The organism is Pseudonocardia sp. CA-142604, from assembly GCF_050948475.1.
Classification (GTDB): Bacteria; Actinomycetota; Actinomycetes; order Mycobacteriales; family Pseudonocardiaceae; genus Pseudonocardia; species Pseudonocardia alaniniphila.
The window spans coordinates 6,583,467-6,600,890 of sequence record NZ_CP192045.1; the positions used below are offsets into that span (position 1 = coordinate 6,583,467).

General features: G+C 70.4%; 19 protein-coding genes. 7 read left to right on the plus strand and 12 right to left on the minus strand.

What is annotated here, in order from left to right; genetic code table 11:
* Positions 1-8: 8 nt before the first annotated feature.
* Positions 9-929 (minus strand): sugar ABC transporter substrate-binding protein, encoded by a 921-nt coding sequence (locus ACQPZQ_RS29790; RefSeq protein WP_433286203.1) that lies wholly within the window; start codon positions 927-929, stop codon positions 9-11.
* On the opposite strand from ACQPZQ_RS29790, the gene ACQPZQ_RS29795 reads away from it, so the two are divergent.
* Positions 898-1,236: a hypothetical protein gene (locus ACQPZQ_RS29795; RefSeq protein ID WP_433286205.1), complete on the plus strand. Its 339-nt coding sequence runs from the start codon at positions 898-900 to the stop codon at positions 1,234-1,236. The genes ACQPZQ_RS29790 and ACQPZQ_RS29795 overlap by 32 nt on opposite strands.
* Here ACQPZQ_RS29795 and ACQPZQ_RS29800 read toward each other — a convergent pair.
* From ACQPZQ_RS29800 to ACQPZQ_RS29810, 3 genes are all read right to left on the minus strand, one after another.
* Positions 1,227-2,393 (minus strand): LLM class flavin-dependent oxidoreductase, encoded by a 1,167-nt coding sequence (locus ACQPZQ_RS29800; RefSeq protein ID WP_433286207.1) that lies wholly within the window; start codon positions 2,391-2,393, stop codon positions 1,227-1,229. The genes ACQPZQ_RS29795 and ACQPZQ_RS29800 overlap by 10 nt on opposite strands.
* A gap of 194 nt (positions 2,394-2,587) precedes the next feature.
* Positions 2,588-3,949 carry an MFS transporter gene (locus tag ACQPZQ_RS29805; protein ID WP_433286209.1) on the minus strand — a complete coding sequence of 454 codons (1,362 nt, stop codon included), beginning with the start codon at positions 3,947-3,949 and terminating at the stop codon, positions 2,588-2,590.
* Between the two features lie 127 nt (positions 3,950-4,076).
* A complete protein-coding gene (locus ACQPZQ_RS29810) occupies positions 4,077-4,706 on the minus strand; it encodes a TetR family transcriptional regulator (protein ID WP_433286212.1) in 630 nt (209 codons plus the stop codon).
* Positions 4,707-4,830: 124 nt separating this feature from the next.
* Here ACQPZQ_RS29810 and ACQPZQ_RS29815 point away from each other — a divergent pair, with 124 nt between their 5' ends.
* From ACQPZQ_RS29815 to ACQPZQ_RS29825, 3 genes are read left to right on the plus strand one after another with little or no spacing between them, the layout of a single operon-like run.
* Positions 4,831-5,709 (plus strand): MaoC/PaaZ C-terminal domain-containing protein, encoded by an 879-nt coding sequence (locus tag ACQPZQ_RS29815; RefSeq protein WP_433286214.1) that lies wholly within the window; start codon positions 4,831-4,833, stop codon positions 5,707-5,709.
* Positions 5,696-6,541, plus strand: coding sequence for an alpha/beta fold hydrolase (locus ACQPZQ_RS29820; RefSeq protein WP_433286216.1), 846 nt, complete (start codon positions 5,696-5,698; stop codon positions 6,539-6,541). Before ACQPZQ_RS29815 ends, ACQPZQ_RS29820 begins: the two co-directional genes overlap by 14 nt.
* Positions 6,538-8,247, plus strand: coding sequence for an AMP-binding protein (locus tag ACQPZQ_RS29825; RefSeq protein WP_433286218.1), 1,710 nt, complete (start codon positions 6,538-6,540; stop codon positions 8,245-8,247). Before ACQPZQ_RS29820 ends, ACQPZQ_RS29825 begins: the two co-directional genes overlap by 4 nt.
* Here the strand turns inward: ACQPZQ_RS29825 and ACQPZQ_RS29830 are convergent.
* The 6 genes from ACQPZQ_RS29830 to ACQPZQ_RS29855 form a co-directional block, all read right to left on the minus strand.
* On the minus strand, positions 8,217-9,185 hold the full coding sequence (locus tag ACQPZQ_RS29830; RefSeq protein WP_433286220.1) for an NAD-dependent epimerase/dehydratase family protein: 969 nt from the start codon (positions 9,183-9,185) through the stop codon (positions 8,217-8,219). The two genes, ACQPZQ_RS29825 and ACQPZQ_RS29830, sit on opposite strands and share 31 nt — an antisense overlap.
* 101 nt (positions 9,186-9,286) lie before the next feature.
* Positions 9,287-9,526 carry a hypothetical protein gene (locus tag ACQPZQ_RS29835; protein ID WP_433286222.1) on the minus strand — a complete coding sequence of 80 codons (240 nt, stop codon included), beginning with the start codon at positions 9,524-9,526 and terminating at the stop codon, positions 9,287-9,289.
* A gap of 44 nt (positions 9,527-9,570) precedes the next feature.
* Positions 9,571-10,287: an alpha/beta fold hydrolase gene (locus tag ACQPZQ_RS29840; protein WP_433286223.1), complete on the minus strand. Its 717-nt coding sequence runs from the start codon at positions 10,285-10,287 to the stop codon at positions 9,571-9,573.
* A gap of 169 nt (positions 10,288-10,456) precedes the next feature.
* The gene (locus ACQPZQ_RS29845) at positions 10,457-10,888 is read right to left on the minus strand and encodes a cupin domain-containing protein (RefSeq protein ID WP_433286225.1); all 432 of its coding nucleotides are present in this window, start codon (positions 10,886-10,888) and stop codon (positions 10,457-10,459) included.
* A gap of 136 nt (positions 10,889-11,024) precedes the next feature.
* Complete coding sequence (locus tag ACQPZQ_RS29850) at positions 11,025-11,576, minus strand: flavodoxin family protein (RefSeq protein WP_433286227.1); 552 nt, start codon at positions 11,574-11,576, stop codon at positions 11,025-11,027.
* Between the two features lie 129 nt (positions 11,577-11,705).
* Positions 11,706-12,449: an SDR family oxidoreductase gene (locus ACQPZQ_RS29855; RefSeq protein WP_433286229.1), complete on the minus strand. Its 744-nt coding sequence runs from the start codon at positions 12,447-12,449 to the stop codon at positions 11,706-11,708.
* 191 nt (positions 12,450-12,640) lie between these two features.
* Here ACQPZQ_RS29855 and ACQPZQ_RS29860 point away from each other — a divergent pair, with 191 nt between their 5' ends.
* The 3 genes from ACQPZQ_RS29860 (at position 12,641) to ACQPZQ_RS29870 (ending at position 14,883) form a co-directional block, all read left to right on the plus strand.
* Positions 12,641-13,042: a hypothetical protein gene (locus ACQPZQ_RS29860; protein ID WP_433286231.1), complete on the plus strand. Its 402-nt coding sequence runs from the start codon at positions 12,641-12,643 to the stop codon at positions 13,040-13,042.
* A 2-nt stretch (positions 13,043-13,044) separates the two neighbouring features.
* Positions 13,045-14,265: a low temperature requirement protein A gene (locus ACQPZQ_RS29865; RefSeq protein ID WP_433286233.1), complete on the plus strand. Its 1,221-nt coding sequence runs from the start codon at positions 13,045-13,047 to the stop codon at positions 14,263-14,265.
* A 201-nt stretch (positions 14,266-14,466) separates the two neighbouring features.
* Entirely contained in the window at positions 14,467-14,883 is a 417-nt protein-coding gene (locus tag ACQPZQ_RS29870) for a hypothetical protein (RefSeq protein ID WP_433286236.1), read from the plus strand.
* Between the two features lie 131 nt (positions 14,884-15,014).
* On the opposite strand, the gene ACQPZQ_RS29875 is transcribed toward ACQPZQ_RS29870, so the two are convergent.
* Together ACQPZQ_RS29875 and ACQPZQ_RS29880 are read right to left on the minus strand one after the other, a co-directional pair.
* Positions 15,015-16,796 carry a GAF domain-containing sensor histidine kinase gene (locus ACQPZQ_RS29875; RefSeq protein WP_433286238.1) on the minus strand — a complete coding sequence of 594 codons (1,782 nt, stop codon included), beginning with the start codon at positions 16,794-16,796 and terminating at the stop codon, positions 15,015-15,017.
* A 169-nt stretch (positions 16,797-16,965) separates the two neighbouring features.
* Positions 16,966-17,235: a ferritin-like domain-containing protein gene (locus ACQPZQ_RS29880; protein ID WP_433286241.1), complete on the minus strand. Its 270-nt coding sequence runs from the start codon at positions 17,233-17,235 to the stop codon at positions 16,966-16,968.
* Positions 17,236-17,424: the final 189 nt, after the last annotated feature.

Genomic DNA, 17,424 nt, shown 5'->3' on the forward strand with positions numbered 1-17,424 from the left:
GAGACCTGCTACTTCGCAGCCGTGACGACGCTGATGTTGGCCCGGGTCCCGACGACGGCCGCCGTCGGGATGAAGTAGTCGGGCGACGGCTTCTGCTTGTCGACCAGCGCGTTGTACAGCCAGACGATGGTGTCGTAGGACTGGCCGTACGGGTCCTGGCCGATGGCTGCATACATGTTGCCGGCCTTGATCTGGGCCACGTTCTCGGCGGTGAAGTCGAAGCCGATCACCTTGACCGTCGAGGTCCGGCCCGCAGACGCCACGGTCTGGGCCGCGATCTGCGGGTTGCCGCCGGTCACATAGATCCCGACGAGGTCTTTCGTGGAGCCCAGGTAGTCGCGTGTCGCTGACGCCACCCGGTCGGTCGACGTCTGATATTCGACCCCACCGCCGGCCTGGGTGACCCACGGGCAGTTCTCCTTGAGTCCGTCGAGGAACCCGAGCCGCCGCTCTTCGAGCGCCTGGAACGTGAACGACTCGGTCTCGACGCCGACGACGCCGGGCTTGCTCGCGTCGGCCAGGTTCTTGGTGGCGGCGCACATCAGCTTTCCCGCCTCCATGCCGGCGGCACGAAGATCCTGGCCGTGGAAGAAGAGAGCACCTGACCTCTCGGCGCAGGACGCATTGCCGTTGTAGGCCGCGACGAGCACACCCCTGGAATCTGCCTGCTGAATGTACGTACAGATACCGTCGCCGGGCATCAGCGCGGCAACGGCGTCGTAGCCGTCGACGACGGCGGCGCTCATCGCGTCACCGATGTTGTCGACCGTTACGTCGGTACCGGCGTTGATCCAGTCGACTGTGCCGCCTGCGGCCTCGACCTTCGGCTTGACCGCGTCATATCCGGCCTTCACCTGCGCGAAGAACGGGTTGTTCTCGATAGCGATGATCGCAATCTTGACCGGCTCGGTGGGCTTCGTCGTGCTCAACGCCGGTCGTTCGCCCTCCGGAGGTGCTGCCCGCGGCGCAGACAGCGTGTTCGACGACTGTTTCACCGGGGATTCCTGGGCCGTTGCGCACCCGGCAAGCAACGCGATCGCGGCAACCGCGAAGGTCATTGCTCGTTTCACAGGGACTCCCTGTCGATCGGTATGTCAGCCCCGGATTCGCGACAAGCAGCTTAACCGCGCGCTCGCCGATATCGAAGATCGCCGCACACATCGTTTGGCCACCGCACACATGTCCGAACATGTGTGCGGTGGCCACGAGGTGTGTGCGGCGCCGGGTCAGGCCTGACCGGCGTCGGCGCGCTCCTTGGCGTGCCGATCCGTCGCGGCCTGGATGGCGTCGCCATGGCGCTTGTCGAGCTCCTCCCATCGCGACACTGCGTAGTCCGACGCCTTCTGCAGACGCCCGGCACTGCCCTGGAACCGCGGCTTCACGTGGTTGGCGAACAGCTCGTAGCTCTTCAGCGTCGCCTCGTGCCGCGCCCACTCGTGGTGGATCAGCAGGTACGAGCCGAAGCCACCGGACTGCTTCTCCAGCCGCTCGACCTGCGCGATCGCCTCGTCCGGCGTACCGATCACGCCCAGCCCGGTCTCGTTGACCCAGGCCACCCGCTCCTCGAAGGTCGTGCCCGCAGCGCGGAAATGCGGCGCGGCGAGAACCTTCTGGGTGTAGTCGCACCAGGCGTCGAGGCCGTGGCGCACGTCCTCGATCGCCTGCTCCTTCGTCTCCGCGAGGTGCATCGGCCCGCACAGCCGCCAGCCCGACCGGTCAGGCGTGTGCCCGAACTGCGGCGCCCGCTCCTGCATGACGTCCCAATGCAGCGCCAGCGCGTCGAAGCCACCCTCGGGGGCCGTTGCACCTACCGAGAGCAGGCTGAGCCCGTTCTTCGCTGCCACCCGCGGACCCGTCGGGCTCGCGATCGCAGCCACGGCGACGTCGAAGTCGCTGTAGGGCGCGAACTGGGTCTGTGCGTCGACCAGGTTGTAGCGCGGCGTCCTGTGCGTGACCTTCTCCCCACGCAGGATCGCCATGAGAACCTCGACGTCCTCCTCGAACGCACCGCGCAGATCCTCGAGCGGGATACCGATCATCGTCGCGTCCGTCGCGAGCGCACCCGGCCCCAGACCGAGCATGAACCGACCACGCAGCAAGCGGTCGGTGAACAGCGCACGATCAGCGACCCACAACGGGTTGTGGTACGGGAGCGACACGACACCGGTGCCGAGCTTGATGTGCCGGGTCTCCTGCGCGGCATAGGCGATGAAGATGAACGGGTCGGGAATCAGCTCGTGCCCGCACGAGTGGTGCTCGCCGATCCACGCCTCGTCGAAGCCGAGCATGTCCATGTGCCGGATGACGGCCAGATCGCGCTCGATCGCGTAGGTGGGATCCTGGCCCACCGGGCAGTGGAACGGGGCCATGAACGTCCCGAACTTCAGTGCCATCTTCAGCTCCCTTGCTGAGGTCGAACTCGCGAATTTCCGGGCGGCTCCGTGAGCGCGTCGAACAGGAGGATGAGGGGGTATGCGCAGATTGGTTACTGTCAGTCACGCCCTGCAGGTGATCGTTGCAGATGTGCAGCGTCGCGGGAAGCCTGAAGACACGTCCCGCTAGAGGTGGTGCGCACCGGGCGCACGAGTCACCGCGGCGCTGTGGAGGACGCGGCCAGGTCGTACGAGGTCTCGTAGAGGTTGCGGCGGAACCGTTCCTTGATCGAGGCCACCGCGACGAAGGTGATCACAGCCGTGGCGATGATGTACAACGCCACGGACCAGGACGCGCCCGTGGCGGCGAGCAGCGCGGTCATGATGAACGGGGCCAGGCCGCCCGCGAACACCGACGCGAACTGATAGCCGAGCGACGCCCCGGAGTAGCGGACGTCGGCAGGGAACATCTCGGCGTACAGCGCTGCCTGCGGCCCGTACATCATCGCGTGAATCGTGAAGCCGATGATCAGCCCGATCAGGACGACCGGAATCGAGCCGGTGTCCACCAGCCAGAACAGCGGGAACGCGAACACGGCCATGAGCACGGTGCCCGTCAGGTAGACACCCTTGCGGTTGCCCCGCCGGTCGGTGAGCGCGCCGAAGAACGGGATCGTGACGACCTGGGTGGCGCCGGCGACCATGACACAGACCAGAATCGCGGTGCGGGACATGCCGACCTGCTTGGTCGCGTAGTCGAGCAGACCGCTGATCAGGATGTAGAACGTCGCGTTGACGACGAAGAACGCGCCCGCGGCCTGGAGGATCTGCCGCCAGTAGCTGCGCACCGCCTCCTGGAGAGGCGTTTTGCGCAGGCCTGCCTCGCGCCTCGACTCCGCGGAGTGCTGCTGCATCGCCCGGAACACCGGGGTGTCGGAGATCTTCAGCTGGACGTAGATGCCGATCAGCACCAACAGCAGGCCGCTCAGGAACGGCAGCCGCCACCCCCAGGTGTCGAACTGCTCCTCGGACAGCGTCGCGGTGAGGATCAGGAAGAACGCGTTGCCCGCGACTGCACCGAAGATCGAGCCGGTCTGGATCAGGCTGCCGTAGAAACCGCGGCGCTCGACGGGCGCGTGCTCGGTGAGCAGCAGCGCCGCGCCACCCCACTGCGCACCGACACCGAGGCCCTGCACGAGCCGGGCGACGACCAGCAGGATCGGCGCCCACACCCCGATGCTCGCGTACGGCGGCAGCACGCCGATTCCGAACGTCGCGAGACCCATCACGAGCATCGCCGCGACCAGCGGGGGCTTGCGACCGAACCGGTCACCGATGTGCCCGGCGACGATGCCACCCAGCGGGCGGGCGAGGAATCCGACGGCGAACGTCGCGAAGGCGGCGAGGGTGCCGGCGACCGGGTTGACGGACGGGAAGAACTGGTCGCTCAGGACGAGCGCTGCCGCCGTCGCGTAGATGAGGAAGTCGAACCACTCGAGGGTCGTGGCGAACACGGCGGCCGAAGCGAGCCGGCCCATCTGTCCGGTGGAGGGGAGGTCGGCATTGTCTGGGCTCATCGCTGTCCACCTCCGGGCCGCACCGCTGCAGCGCCACGACGTCAACGTCAGTACGAACGATCGTTCAGACGATAATCACATATGACTCCGGCGAGCAACCCGGCCCGAGCGCGGTGTTTCGGGCCGATCAGTCGTGTCGCGGAAGCGGCGCCTCGACGAGCGCCAGCGCATAGCGCGCGTGCTGCTCGGCGAGCTGGCCGCGGGACAGGCGCCCGTCCGGTCGGTACCAGGTGGCGATGGCCGCGCACAGCGAGAGGATGCTGCGGGCCGCATCGGCGGGGTAGGGCGTGCGGAACTCCCCGCTCTCGACGCCCTGGGCGACGATCTGCTCGATGAGTGACTGGGTGTCGTCGCGCTCGGCGACCAGCCGCTCCCGGTCCGGACCCTGCAGGTAGCGGACCTCGCTCGCCGAGACCAGCATGGCGACCTGGTGGTCCACCACGAACCCGACGTAGGCGCGGACGGCGTCGCGCATCCGTGGGCTCGCGGCGTCGCCCGCGTCCTCCACCGCCCGCACCACCCGCGCGTACAGCTCGGCGTTGGCGTGCCGCAGCACCTCCGCGAGAAGGCGGGACTTGGAGGGGAAGTAGTTGTAGAGGTTCGACAGGCTCGTGCCCGCGCCGCGGGCGACGTCGCGCATGGACGCACCGTTGAAGCCGCTGTTGCCGAATGCCTCGAGCGCCGCGTTGAGAATCGCCGCCTCGTTGCCGCGGCCGGTGTCGGCGATGAGGGCGGTGCCACGCGAACGGTCGATCACGTCAATCAGGCTATACCACACCTGCATGGCGAACTGCCTGGCTTGACCTGGGATCTTCCCGATGGTTCTGTAACTGACAAGAACGCTCGTTCATGTGGCGATGACGACGTGGTCAGGAGGGTCGATGACGCGCGGCCGAGCCGCTCCGCCCCGTGCCCGAACAGGCGGGTACTTCGAGGACTTCGCAGTCGGGCAGCGGTTCACCAGCCGGCCCCGCACCGTCACGGCTGCTGATCTCGCCGACTTCACCCGGCTCAGCGGCGACGACCACCCCGTGCACACCGATCCCGCCTATCCCGGTGGCCCGATACTGCAAGGCCCCTTCGGACTGGCCGTCGCGATGGGGCTGCTGCAGTCCCTCGAGCTGCACGGCGACCGCGCTGCCACCACCGTGCTGGGCCTGCTGGACACGCACTGGTCCTACCGGCGCCCGATACGGGTGGGCGACGAGCTCCACCTCGACCTGACGATCGTGCGGTGCCGGCGTACGTCGGCGGGAGACCGGGGGGTCGTCAGCAGGCACATGACTCTCGCGGGAGCCGACGGCGAGACCCGGCAGGAGGGGACGACGTCCGTGCTGCTGGCCGCCCGGGAGGCGGGACCGGATCCGGTCGGCCGTGCGTTCGGCACGACGGGATGGGGCGAGGCGCTCGCCGAGCGGCTGCGCGCGGGCACGGCCTTCGCCGAGGCGCTCGAGTCGTGGGACGGGACGATCGGACTGCGGGCCGGCGAGCACGAGGTGCACCTGCGGGTCTACCGGGGCACAGTGATCGAGGTGTCACGGCGGGCGGCGCTCGGAGCGACGTTCACCATGGAGGCCGACGAGCTCACCTGGACCCAGCTGGTCACCGCAGCGTCCAATGAGTTCATGCGCCGCAGCATGTCCGGGCAGTTCGCGGTGCGCGGCAACGGCTACGAGTACCTGCGCCTGACCCCGGTGCTGAACCTGATCGCCGACGCGGCGCGGGCACTCGCACAAGAGGAGCAGCATGAACGGCAGTAACGGCATCGAGGCCGCATACCTGCAGGTCGGAGGATCGCTCGCGTTCGTCGAACAGAGCGGAGCGGGCATCCCGGTGCTGTGCCTGCACACCGCGGGGCAGAGCGGCGTGCAGTGGCGGCACGTCACCGGTGAGCTGGCTGCGCTGGGCTACCGCGCCGTGGTGCCGGACCTGCCCGGTCACGGTCGATCCGAGCCCGCAGTCGGTGGGCCGGTCACCGATCTCGGGATCTACGCGGCATGGTGCGTCGAGCTGATCGAGCTGCTGGGGCTGGAACGGCCCTTCGTGGTCGGCTGCTCCATCGGCGGCAAGACCGCTCTCGACATCGCAAGGCGGATCCCCGATCGGCTCTCCGGCGTCGTCGCGATGGCCGCGGATGCCTGGACCGGTGGCAGGCCGAGCGTGCGCGGGTTGCGCCGCGAACTGTCCGACGTCGCCGCGCCGAGCCGTAGCGACCGCACCTACCTCGGCACGCTCGCCGTCGTCGGAGAGTCGGTGTCGCCGCAGCGGGCCGAACTGATCGCCACCATGCACCGGCGGGAGGACCCTGCGGTCTCCCTGTCGGATCTGATCGCCTGGGCAGGCCACGACGTGCGCGCCGAGCTGGCGTCGATCACCTGCCCCGCGCACCTGGTCGTCGGTGCAGACGACCTGTGGGTCGACGCCGCCGACGTCCGGCGGGCCGCCGAGCAGATCCCCGGCGCCCGGATGACCGTGCTCCCCGGCGTCGGGCACTACCCGATGGAGGAGATCGACGGCTTCGCCGCGCTGCTCGACCGCTGGTTGCGTGCGCTCACCGGAGCTGCGGCTGCGACGCCGGCGGGTGCGCGATGAGCGCCCCGGACGTCGACGGTCCCGCCGTCGCGCCGCACGTCGTCCCCGCACACGCCCGGGGCGCCGACACGGCCGACCAAGTCCCCGCGGACCTGCCCGACCTGCTCGGCCGCCTCGCCCGTCGCGACCCGGACCGGATCGTGGCCCTCGACAAGGGTCGTGACGGGACGACGATCCCGGTGAGCCGGGGCGAGCTGTGGCAACGCACGCTGTCGCTCGCCGAGGAGCTGCGCACGGGCGGGATCGGCGCGGGCGACTGCGTAGCGGTGTGGCTGCCGAACTGGAGCGACGCGCTGGCCTGGCAGTTCGCCGTCGCTGCCCGCGGGGCCCACGTCATCGGGATCAACACCCGATACAACGTCGACGAGGTCACGCACGTGCTCGACCGGGCGCGGCCCCGGCTGGTCGCGTTGGCGCACGACTTCCACGATCTGGATCTGCTGGGCCGCCTGCGTGACGCGGTCGCGCGGTCGACGAACCCGCCACCGGCGGTCGCCGTGGTCGCGGGGCCCGGTGCCCCGGCCGTCGCCGACCCGTCGGCGTCGGACGTCGGCGGTGGCGCCTGGGCTCCCGCGCCTGTCTCCGCGCCTCCCGGCATCGGCGGCTCCTGCCTCGACGATCTCGTGGTCGCCTTTACGACCTCGGGCTCGACCGGGATGCCCAAGCTTGCCGCGCACCGCGCTCGCGGGGTGCTGACGCACGCCGTCGCCGATGCCGCGACCATCGGTATCGACGAGGCCGACCGCATGCTGTGCGCGCTTCCGCTGTCGGGCGTCTTCGGCTACAACACCGCGATGGCGGCGCTGGCCGCGGGCGCGACGTGCGTGCTGCAGCCGGTCTTCGACGCCGACACGGTGCTCGACGACATGGCCCACCACGGTGTGACGCACGTCGTCGGCGGTGACGATCTGGTCCTGCGGCTGGCCGAAGCGTGGAAAGCCCGTCCGCGCGACCTCTCCGCCTGGCGCTGGTTGGGTGTCGCCGACTTCCAGGGCCGCTCCCGCGAGCTCGCCGAATGGGCCCGTGACGCGTTCGGCACCGCGACGGCCGGCGTGTACGGCTCGTCGGAGGTGTTCGCACTGGCCGCGTTCTGGCCCCACGACGAACCGGCACCCGGCCGCTGGACCGGCGGCGGACGGGTGGTGCACGACGGGATCGCCGTACGGGTCGTCGATCCGGTGACCGGCGAGGAGCTCCCGCCCGGGCAGGAGGGCGAGCTGCAGTTCCGGGGCCCGAACGTGGTCGACGCCTACCTCGGCGACGACTCCGCGGCGACCAGGGCGTTCACCGCCGACGGCTGGTTCCACAGCGGCGACCTGGGCACCCTCGTCGACGAGGGCGTGTTCGCGTTCGTCTGCCGGATGGGCGACGCGCTGCGGCTGCGGGGTTTCCTCGTCGACCCCGCGGAGATCGAGCGGCGGCTGGCCGAACACCCGGACGTGTTCACCGCCAGGGTCGTCGGCATCCCCGGTCCCGACGGCTCCACCAGAGCGATCGGGTTCGTCGTTCCCGAGGAGGGCAGAGCGCCGGAGCCTGCGTCGCTGCGGGAATGGTGCGCGGAGACCCTCGCACGGTTCAAGGTGCCCGACGCGGTGCACCTCATCGACGCCATGCCGACCACGTCGGGAACGAACGGCACGAAGATCCGGGCGGCCACGCTGCGTGAATGGGCCCGTCAGAGGTTCGAGGACTCCAGGTCGACCTGACCGTTCGCGACGAGCCACTCCAGTGCCTCGCGGAGTGCCTCCAACGCGGTGTAGCGAGGGGCGAAGCCCAGCAGCGTGCGGGCGCGCTCGATGCTGGCACTGATCGAGCGGGAGACGTGCTCGCGAGTCGTGCCGGCATGCTCCGCTCCGACCCGCGACACGAACGTGGGCCAGTCGACCAGTTCGAGCACGGGCTCCCGGCCGAACCATCCAGCCACGCCCTGCGCGAGACCACGCAAGGTCATCGCCTGCTCCGCGACGACATGGATGCTCGAACCGATCGCCGCAGGGCGCGTCAACGCTCGCTCGAACGCCTGCGCGACGTCGTCGGCGTGGACATGATGCAGAACGCCGAGACCGAGATCGGGCAGCGGAAGCGGCTCACCCAGCGCGAGAGCGCGCCACACGCCTGGGTCGAGGTTGCCGGCCGGAGTGATGACCGGCCACCCGGGCCCGCTGATGTGGCCGGGGTGCAGCACCACACTCGGCACACCACCGCTGCGGGTTTCGCGGTGCAGCACATCCTCGATCGCCGCTTTGCCGATCCCGTAGTCGCCCACCGGATTCCGCGGCTCGTCCTCGGTGACCGGCACGCGCGCCACGGGACCGTGCACCCAGATCGTGCCGCAGTGCAGCAGCAGTGGCCGGGTGGGCCGCAACGCCTCGACGAGCTGGACCGCCGACCCGGCGGTGAAACACACCAGGTCCACCACGACGTCGGGATCCAGGGCCGCGACCCGTGACCCGAACGTCCCGGCGGCATCCTCCGCCTCCCGGTCGACGGTCACCCGTTCGACCCGCGACCACTCCGGCGCGTGGTGGTAGGGCTCGCGAGTCCCGCGGCTGAGCGCAGCGACCTCGTGCCCCGCACGCACGAGCCGGGGGACCAGGTACGAGCCGATGTGCCCGGTCGCTCCGACGACCACGACACGGCTCATGCGGAATGTCCCGACAGGCGGGCCTTGCCGGTGTCACGAGGAGGTGTCACCGCACGATCATGCACCCTGTCCGACGAGTCGTTCGCTACCAGCCCGAGTCGTCAGAGACCCGGCGTGCGGTCGTCGTTTCGAGGGTCGTCGCCTTCTATCGCCTCGACCGCCCCGAGAAGGCTGCGGAGGCCGATTTCCTCTCGCTGGATGTCGATGGACTCGTACAGCCACTCGGCGCTCGCCTGCTCGGCGGCCCCCTCCGGGCCACTCGACTCGGCCAAGTCCAGTTCGGTCTTGACCTCGATCTCGAGCTCGCTGAGAAATGTGCCGTCGCCCGTCGGGTCGCTCATTTCATCCTCCGTGATGTGGTAGATATCCGCCCCGGGTCGATCCCTCAGCGGGCCACCCCGACGGCGTCGAGGATCGCTGCGGTCACCTGATCCGGCGCTCCGATGCTGATCGCGTGCGACGCGCCTGCGACCTCCCTGGTGCCTTTCGACTGCGCGCGCTCGGCCATGAACCGCAGCGCCTCCACCGGGATGTTGCGGTCCTGGTCGCCGAAGACGAACCACGACGGCAGTTGCTTCCACGCCGGGGCATTCGTGGGCAGACCCTGGGCGAGCGCGACCTCGGTGACCGGACGCTGGGTCAGCGCCATCAGCTGGGCGTCGGCCTCCGATCCATCGGCGACGAACTGCTGGTGGAAGCTCTCCGGCCGAATGCGGAACTCGTCGCCGGTCGGGACCGGGGAGGTCACGAGGACGTCGCCGAGGGTGCTGCCGGGAAATCGGCTCGACAGCTCGAACGCGGATTCTCCCGACTCGGGGGCGAATGCGGCGGCATAGACGAGACCCACGACCGAATCGTTGTCCGCGGCCGCCTCCGTGATGACCATGCCGCCGTAGGAGTGGCCGACGAGCACGACCGGCGTTCCGATGCCGGCGATGACGTCGCGGAGGTAGGCCGCGTCGCCGGAGACGCTGCGCAGCGGGTTGGCCACGGCGACGGCGTCGACCGATTCAGCGCGCAGCCTGGCGAGTACCGGATTCCAGCTGGCGGATTCGGCGAAAGCACCGTGGACCAGGAGCACGGTGACGGTCTGAGCGGGCATGTCCTTCTTCCTCGATGATGGTCGTTCGGAAACCGGCGGCGGCCCGGGCGGTCTCGCCGCGGGCCGCCGGTGCAGGCTCGATGGCAACCGGAATGGCGAGCCGTCGGTCAGCGACTCCGGCGATCGCCTTCGAGCCCGGGACTCCCGAGCCGAAGGCCTTGTCGTGGAATCACGGACGAGGAGCGCGGCGGGGCTTGCGTTCTTCGAGCTCCTCGGCGCTCACCGGGATCAGCATCGGCTGGCCGGGGACGCCGAACATGGTGACCACGAACCGGGTCTCGGCGTCGGCGAGATTGTTGCCGTCCTGGTAGTGGATGACGTCACCGCCCGGCTCCCAGAACGTCTCGCCCGCACGCACGACACGCTCGGGCTCACCCTCCAGCTCGAAGATCATCTCGCCTTGGACCACGTAGCCGAAGGCGGGACCGGTGTGGCGGTGGGGCGGGCTGCCGGCGCTCCCCGGCGGCAGGGTGACGAGGATCGTCATCGCCTCGGAGGGGGCAGGCACAGGCGGGGTCGGCACCGATCCGATGAGCTCGATCTGCGGCGGGGGTGTCGTTCGGTTCGGGTCCTCGATGTGGTGCGAGTGGTCGATGGTCATGAGTACTCCCATTTCTCGTGTGGTGCCTCGGAATCGACACCAGCTAGGACAGGACAGCGACTTCGTCCGTGACGACGGGCCGTGGCCCGGCATCCGGCAATGGCGGTGGACCGCGTCACACCGGGACGGGCCGGGTTCATCCCGCCCGGTGACCGCGCTCCCGTCCGCTCTCGGCCGCGGCACCGACGAGCAGCCGACGCGCGACCTCCGCGACATCTCGCCCGGTCCGGCGGGCGAGCGCGTCCGCGTCACCACCCGTCGGCAGGTCCCTCGCGCGGGGTGCGGAGACGAGGACGCCGCCGAGGTGGGACAGCGTCTGGAAAAGGGCGCTCAGCGTGGCCTCGCGCCCACGGTGCAGCACGCCGTCGCCGGAGGCGAAGCCGGACCAGACGATCCTGCGCAGGCTGTCACCCCCCAGGGCCTCCAGAGTGTCCACATAGGCCTTCAGCTGGGACGCCACGTTGCCGTACCGGCTCGGCGAGCCGAAGATCACCGCGTCCGCCCAGCGTGCGTCGTCGAGCGTGGCGAGGCCCTCGGTCCCACCGTCCCCCGGCACCTCGTGGTCGGCGACGCGCCGGACGCGGACGGCAGCGCCCTCCTCCTCCGCGCCGGCGGCCACCTCCTTCGCCAGGCTCTGCAGGGCGCCCGACGCCCCGTGGAAGATGACCGACACCTTCGGCTGGTCCATGTCCGTGTCTCCTTGGCTGCGCGGTGGATGCGGGCACCGCCGCCGGCGGCCGTGTGTTGTCGGCGGCGGTGCGGGCGCCGGGCAAGCGCTGGTCATGAACGGCAGCCCGGTGCAGATGGGTGCGCGCGACTACTGCTGCGCGAGCCACTTGTCGAACGTGGTCTCCCCGAGCTGGGCGTCCGGACCGGGGAGCAGCGTCCGCTCGCCCAGCCGCACCCCGTAGTAGAGGGCCTGCTCGTCGGTGACGACCTCGCGCGGGTCACCCTTCGCCGCAAGACCCTTGCGCACCAGCTCGTCGAGCCGGAACTCCTCCGGGCCGCCGATTTCGCGGATCCCGTTCAGCGGCTCCCCCACCGCGACGCGAGCGACCGCGGCGGCGACGTCGTCGGACACCATCGGCTGGATGAGGGCAGACGGGAGGCGGACCGTGCCGTCGACGGTGCTGAAGTCCGCGATGGCCTTGACGAACTCGAAGAACTGGGTGGCGTGCACGATCGAGTACGCCCGGCCCGAGTCGCGGATCAGCTTCTCCTGGACGATCTTCGCCCGGAAGTAGCCCGAATCCGCCAGTCGATCCGTGCCTACCACCGACAGCGCCACGTAGTGCCCGACTCCCGCCTTCGCGGAGTACTCGAGCAGGTTCGTGGTGGAGGTGCGGAAGAACTCCATCACCGGCTCGTCGGCGAACGACGGGGAGTTCGACACGTCCACCACGACCGCTGCGCCTTCGAGCACCTTCGCGAGGCCCTCGCCGGTCAGCGTGTTCACGCCGGTGTTCGGGGAAGCGGGCACCGCCTCATGCCCGTGCTCGTTCAGCGTGGCCACCAGCTTCGACCCGATGAGCCCGGTCCCACCGATTACGACGATCTTCACGACGAATCCCTCCATCCGAGTGCCTGTGCCGCCCGTCGGCTGCTGCGTGGGGCGGTGTCGGAAGCGAGGACAGGACAGCCTCCGGATCTGTGACAGCTGATCCGCCGAACCCGCTGTGATGCCCGTCATGTCACGAATCGGCGCCTCGTCCTGTCCACGCTCCCGACAACGGCACCTCGCGAGGAGCACACATGGACACGACATCGCTGGCGGAGACCGCGCGGAGCCATATCGAACGGGCCAAGGCGTCGGCGCACGGCCGTAGCGCTCACACGGTGCACGGAGGCCACGACCACGTGCTGCGGCAGACCGTCATCGCGCTGCGAGCCGGCGAGACGCTGGAGGAGCACGACAGCACACGGGAGGCGACGCTGCAGGTGCTTGCCGGCTGGGTGCGGCTGACCGGCGCGACACAGGCGGTGGAAGCCGTCGCGGGCGACCTCCTCACGGTGCCCGCCGAGGCCCACACGCTCCACGCGATCGCGGACTCCGCCGTGCTGCTGACCGTCGGGCTCGTGCTCGGCACGCCCGGGCGCGTTGCGGTCGCGGGCAATGCGGGCCCTGACTATTCCTGGCAAGAGGACTGGAACTAGGCGTGCAGCCGCGAATCCTGCCCGAGCCCGGACCGGTGCGCGGCCGGCCGTCGCTCCGGATCCGGATGACGGCGCGCGCCGCCGACGAGCCGCACCGGGTCTCCACGCAGCTCGAACTGCTCTTCGATCTGACGTTCGTGGTGGCCGTCGCGGGGCTCGTCACACAGCTCGCCCATGGGTTGGCCGAGGGACACGCGGCCGAGGCCGTGGCGCCGTTCCTGCAGGTGTTCTTCGCCATCTGGTGGGCCTGGATGAACTTCACCTGGTTCGCCTCGTCCTACGACACCGACGACGTGCCGTACCGGCTGCTCACCCTGCTGCAGATGGGCGGCGTGCTCATCCTGGCCGCCGGTGTGCCGCCCGCGTTCGCCGCCGGGGACTACCGCGCGGTGACCCTCGGCTACCTGGTGATGCGCGTCGGCCTCGTGGTGCAGTGGCTGCGGGCGGCACGGGAGGACCCCGATCGCCGCGGCACCACCATCCGGTACGCCGTAGGCATCTCCGCCGTCGAGGTGCTCTGGCTCGTCCGCCAGCTACTGGCGGAGCTCGGTGTGCTCAGCGGCGCGGCGGGGCCGGTGGTGGTGTTCGTCGCCCTGGCCGGGGCCGAGCTGGCTGTCCCTGCGTGGGCCGAACGCAACAACTGGCGAACGAGCTGGCATCCGCACCACATCGCCGAGCGGTACGCACTGTTCACCATCATCCTGCTGGGCGAGAGCGTCCTCGCGGTGTCCACCGGGTTCGCCGACGTCGTCGGTGCCGGTCTCCATGGGTCGCTGGTGGTGGTCGCGGGCTCCGGACTGGTGCTGCTGTTCGCGCTCTGGTGGCTCTACGACACGGAGCCGAGCGGCGACGGGCTGTCGGATCGGCGAGAGCGCTCGTACCTGTGGGGCTACGGGCACTACGGGATCTTCGCGGCCCTCGCGGCGCTCGGGGCGGGCCTCGAGGTCGCCGTCCGGCAGACCGGGGGCCACGACGCCGTGGGCACGCTCGGGACGGGTTACGCGGTGGCGGCCCCGACCGCGGCGTTCCTGGCGCTGCTGTGGCTGAGCCACGCGCCGATCGTGCCGCGATCGCGGGCCCGCCCGTCCGTCCTGCTGGGCGCCGCCGCCCTCGTGCTGCTGGCTCCGATCGCGCTCGCCCGGGCAGGCGTAGGCGCGATCCTCGCCGTGATCGCGCTGATCGCCGCAGCGGCGGTCGCCGTGACGGTGGTGCGCAGCGGGTGAGCAGCCCCCCGACATGGACACGTGACGCGGAACGCATTGGCTGACAATCAGCGACAAGTGTCCATGTCGAGAGCGCACCCGCATGCGGAGATTTTTCGACCCTCCTTCCCGTGGGTTTGTTGACCTTCGTTGTGCGATGTGTTGGGGGGCAGGGCATTGTGTGCGGCGTCAAGCTGAACAGGGGGTGTTGATGTGGGTGCCGTGCTCGCAGTTCCGGTCGAGGCGGAGCCGTGGTCGGTGGAGGTGCGTTCGGAGTCGAGCCACCTGTTCGCGGGGTATCAGTCCGTGGGTTTCCCGGCGGTGCGTCGTGGTGCCGGTGTGGTCGCGTTGACCCTGGACCGCGGGCTGGTACCGGGGCTGGTGGTCGCGTGCGATGTGCTGCTGGGTCACGCGTACCTCGCGGAGCATCAACAGCCGCTCGGTTGGTCGGCGATGGGGTGCGGGCGCGGACAGGTGGCGGTGCTTGGCCCAGGGCTCGTGTCCTTCACCCAGCCTGAGGTTTCGGTGGGTGGTCTGGCCCAGGCGATCGAGGTCGAGCACACGTGGCTGGCCGGGTTGCGGCGTGCGTTGGAGCCTTGGGCTGCGTCCCCGGCCCCGGTGGTCCGCCCCCTCGGGTAGGCCGTCCCCCGCCTCTGCGTGGCGCGTTGCCGGGCGGGGGGTGTGCGTGTGTTCGGGGCCGGCCTCAGGCCTTCGACCACCGGAACCGCTCGCCCTCGGAGTCGAGCTTGCAGGACATCGGCGTGCCCGCCCTAGAGCCCACGGGCTGGGCCCAGCGGGAGCTCGGCTTGCACCGTGGTGCCCGCGCCGCAAACGCTCCGCACCCAGAGCCGGCCGCCCAGAGCCTCCACCCGGTCCTTGAGCCCGACCAAGCCGGATCCGCCGGAGAGATCGGCGCCGCCGCGGCCGTCGTCGCGCGCACACACCCGCAGCGCGTCGGCGTCGCCGCCCGCAGCAGCGGTGTCGACCTGGACATCGATGGTGGAGGCGTGCGCGTGTTTGACCGCATTGGTCAGCGCCTCGGCCACCACGTAGTAGGCGGCGACCTCGATCGGCTCGGGGAGCTGTCGATCGGCCCGGACGTCCAGGCGGACCGGGATGGTGCAGCGGCGGGCGAGCACCTCCAGCGCCGAGGACAGGCCGCCTTCGGCGAGGGCTGCCGGGTGGATGCCGCGGGCGAGCTCGCGCAGCTCATCCAGGGTGCTGGTGGCCTCGGCGGCCAGGTCGTCCAGCTGTGCCGCCAGCTCGACGGCCTCGGGCGGCGCCGCCGCCTGCGCCAGTTGTAGTGCCATGGCGAGGGAGACCAGCCGTTGTTGGGCGCCGTCGTGCAGATCGCGCTCGATGCGCCGCCGCGCCTGGTCAGCGGCGGCCACGATCCGGGCACGCGAGGCGGTCAGCTGCGCCTGGCTCTCCGCGTTGGCGACGGCGGTGGCGGCCAGCTCGGTGAACCCGGCCAGCCGGGCCTCGGTGTCCGCGGGCAACGGCCGCACGCGCGTGGACGCTATGCCCATCAGGCCCCACAGCCGGCCGGCGACGTTGATCGGCACGGCGGCCGCCGCGCCGAAGCTGAACGCCCGGGCGATGTATGCGGCGTCGCCCGAGACGGTGGTGTAGTCGTCGATCCGCGCCGGCCGCCCGGTCTCGAACACCAGCGTGGTCACGTTCCGCCCGCCGAGCTTGTACCGGGTACCGACCTTGATGGGGGAGGCGGTGGTGCTGCTCCACGCGCCCAGGATCGTGGCCCCGCCGTCCGGGTCGTACCGGGTCATCGTGATGAATTCAGCGTGCAGCACCCGCCCGACCTCCGCGGTGACCGCGGCGAACACCTCCTCCGGCGCCGCCGCCCGGGCAACGAGCGTGGCCACCCTGCGCAGCGCGGCCTGCTCCTCGGCGAACCCGCGCAGCTCTACCCGCGCCTGGGCGTTGGCGAGGGCGGTGGCGACCAGCTCGGTGAACCCGGCCAGTCGCGCCTCGGTGTCTGCCGGCAACGGCCGCGCGCGCGTGGACGCTACGAGCACCAGGCCCCACAGCCGGCCCTCTACGTTGATCGGCACGCCGACCGCCGCGCGGACGCCCCACCTGTGGTGGGTCTCGGCGACCGGGCCCGAGGCGGTGGAGTAGTCGTCGATCCGCACCGGCCGCCCCGTTTCGGACACCAGCGTCAACACGTTCCGTCCCCCGAGCGCGACCCGAGTACCGACGGGGACAGGGAAAGCGACCTCGGTGCTGGTCCACGCACCGACCCACGTCGCCGCGCCGTCCGGCTCGTACCGGAGCGAGCTCGCATACTCGGTACCCAGCAGCCGCCCGACCTCCGCGGTGACAGCGGCGAACACCTCCTCCGGCGCCGCCGCCCGGGCAACGAGCGTGGCCACCCTGCGCAGCGCGGCCTGCTCCATGCCGAATCGCTCGACATCCTGGGCCAGCGAGTCCGCCCCACGCGTGACCCGTCGCGCAGGCGCGGCCAGCTCGCCCACCACGTACCCGGTTACCGCGGAGGCGACCAGCATCGCCAGCGCCCGCGCTCGGGTCACCGCTGAGCGGCCTCGACTGGCGCCGTTCGGCGCCGTAGCGCCTCTCACGAACATGAGGCTAGCCACCAGCTGTCCTGGTGAACACCACCTTCAACCGGCACATTCTGCGGGAGTACGCCGCCTCTGGCGACGAGCAGGACTCCGGATGGAACACGTCACGGTCGCCGTCTCAGACGTCCGTACGGGCCGTACCCTCGCCCTGCTCGACGATCTCGCCGAGTGCATCGAGCGCCGACGCGAGGTCCTGCACGACGTCCACCCGGCCACCGCCCACGAACACGCTGCTCAGGACCTGCGTCGCCTCGGCGTTCCGCGTGGGATCGAGCGAGGACAGCGCGCAGAAGTACGGCGGCAGGGTAGAGTGCTCCAGCTCGATCGCCCACTGCAGGTGCGTGCGCAGGTCGTCGAGCGTGGCGATTCCTGTGGTGGAGAGCGTCACGGTGGTCCTTCCTCAGGGGCACGCGGGATGTGCGCACCCGCCTTTCCGGAGGACAGGACGGGGTCCGGATCTGTGACACGAGGCGCATCGCGCCCACGTGACGTCACATTCCGGCGGGCTCTCCTGTCCTATCCGGTGAAGCGTGTCCGGCCGAGTCGCGAGATAAGAGCGGGAGCACCGGGTTTCAGA

Bases quoted from the DNA above. Each gene is read 5' to 3' on its own strand.
- ACQPZQ_RS29850 (WP_433286227.1), bottom strand. From the start codon at position 11,576: ATGGACCAGCCGAAGGTGTCGGTCATCTTCCACGGGGCGTCGGGCGCC.
- ACQPZQ_RS29825 (WP_433286218.1), top strand. From the start codon at position 6,538: ATGAGCGCCCCGGACGTCGACGGTCCCGCCGTCGCGCCGCACGTCGTC.
- ACQPZQ_RS29830 (WP_433286220.1), bottom strand. From the start codon at position 9,185: ATGAGCCGTGTCGTGGTCGTCGGAGCGACCGGGCACATCGGCTCGTAC.
- ACQPZQ_RS29835 (WP_433286222.1), bottom strand. From the start codon at position 9,526: ATGAGCGACCCGACGGGCGACGGCACATTTCTCAGCGAGCTCGAGATC.
- ACQPZQ_RS29800 (WP_433286207.1), bottom strand. From the start codon at position 2,393: ATGGCACTGAAGTTCGGGACGTTCATGGCCCCGTTCCACTGCCCGGTG.
- ACQPZQ_RS29840 (WP_433286223.1), bottom strand. From the start codon at position 10,287: ATGCCCGCTCAGACCGTCACCGTGCTCCTGGTCCACGGTGCTTTCGCC.
- ACQPZQ_RS29820 (WP_433286216.1), top strand. From the start codon at position 5,696: ATGAACGGCAGTAACGGCATCGAGGCCGCATACCTGCAGGTCGGAGGA.
- ACQPZQ_RS29845 (WP_433286225.1), bottom strand. From the start codon at position 10,888: ATGACCATCGACCACTCGCACCACATCGAGGACCCGAACCGAACGACA.
- ACQPZQ_RS29860 (WP_433286231.1), top strand. From the start codon at position 12,641: ATGGACACGACATCGCTGGCGGAGACCGCGCGGAGCCATATCGAACGG.
- ACQPZQ_RS29815 (WP_433286214.1), top strand. From the start codon at position 4,831: ATGACGCGCGGCCGAGCCGCTCCGCCCCGTGCCCGAACAGGCGGGTAC.
- ACQPZQ_RS29805 (WP_433286209.1), bottom strand. From the start codon at position 3,949: ATGAGCCCAGACAATGCCGACCTCCCCTCCACCGGACAGATGGGCCGG.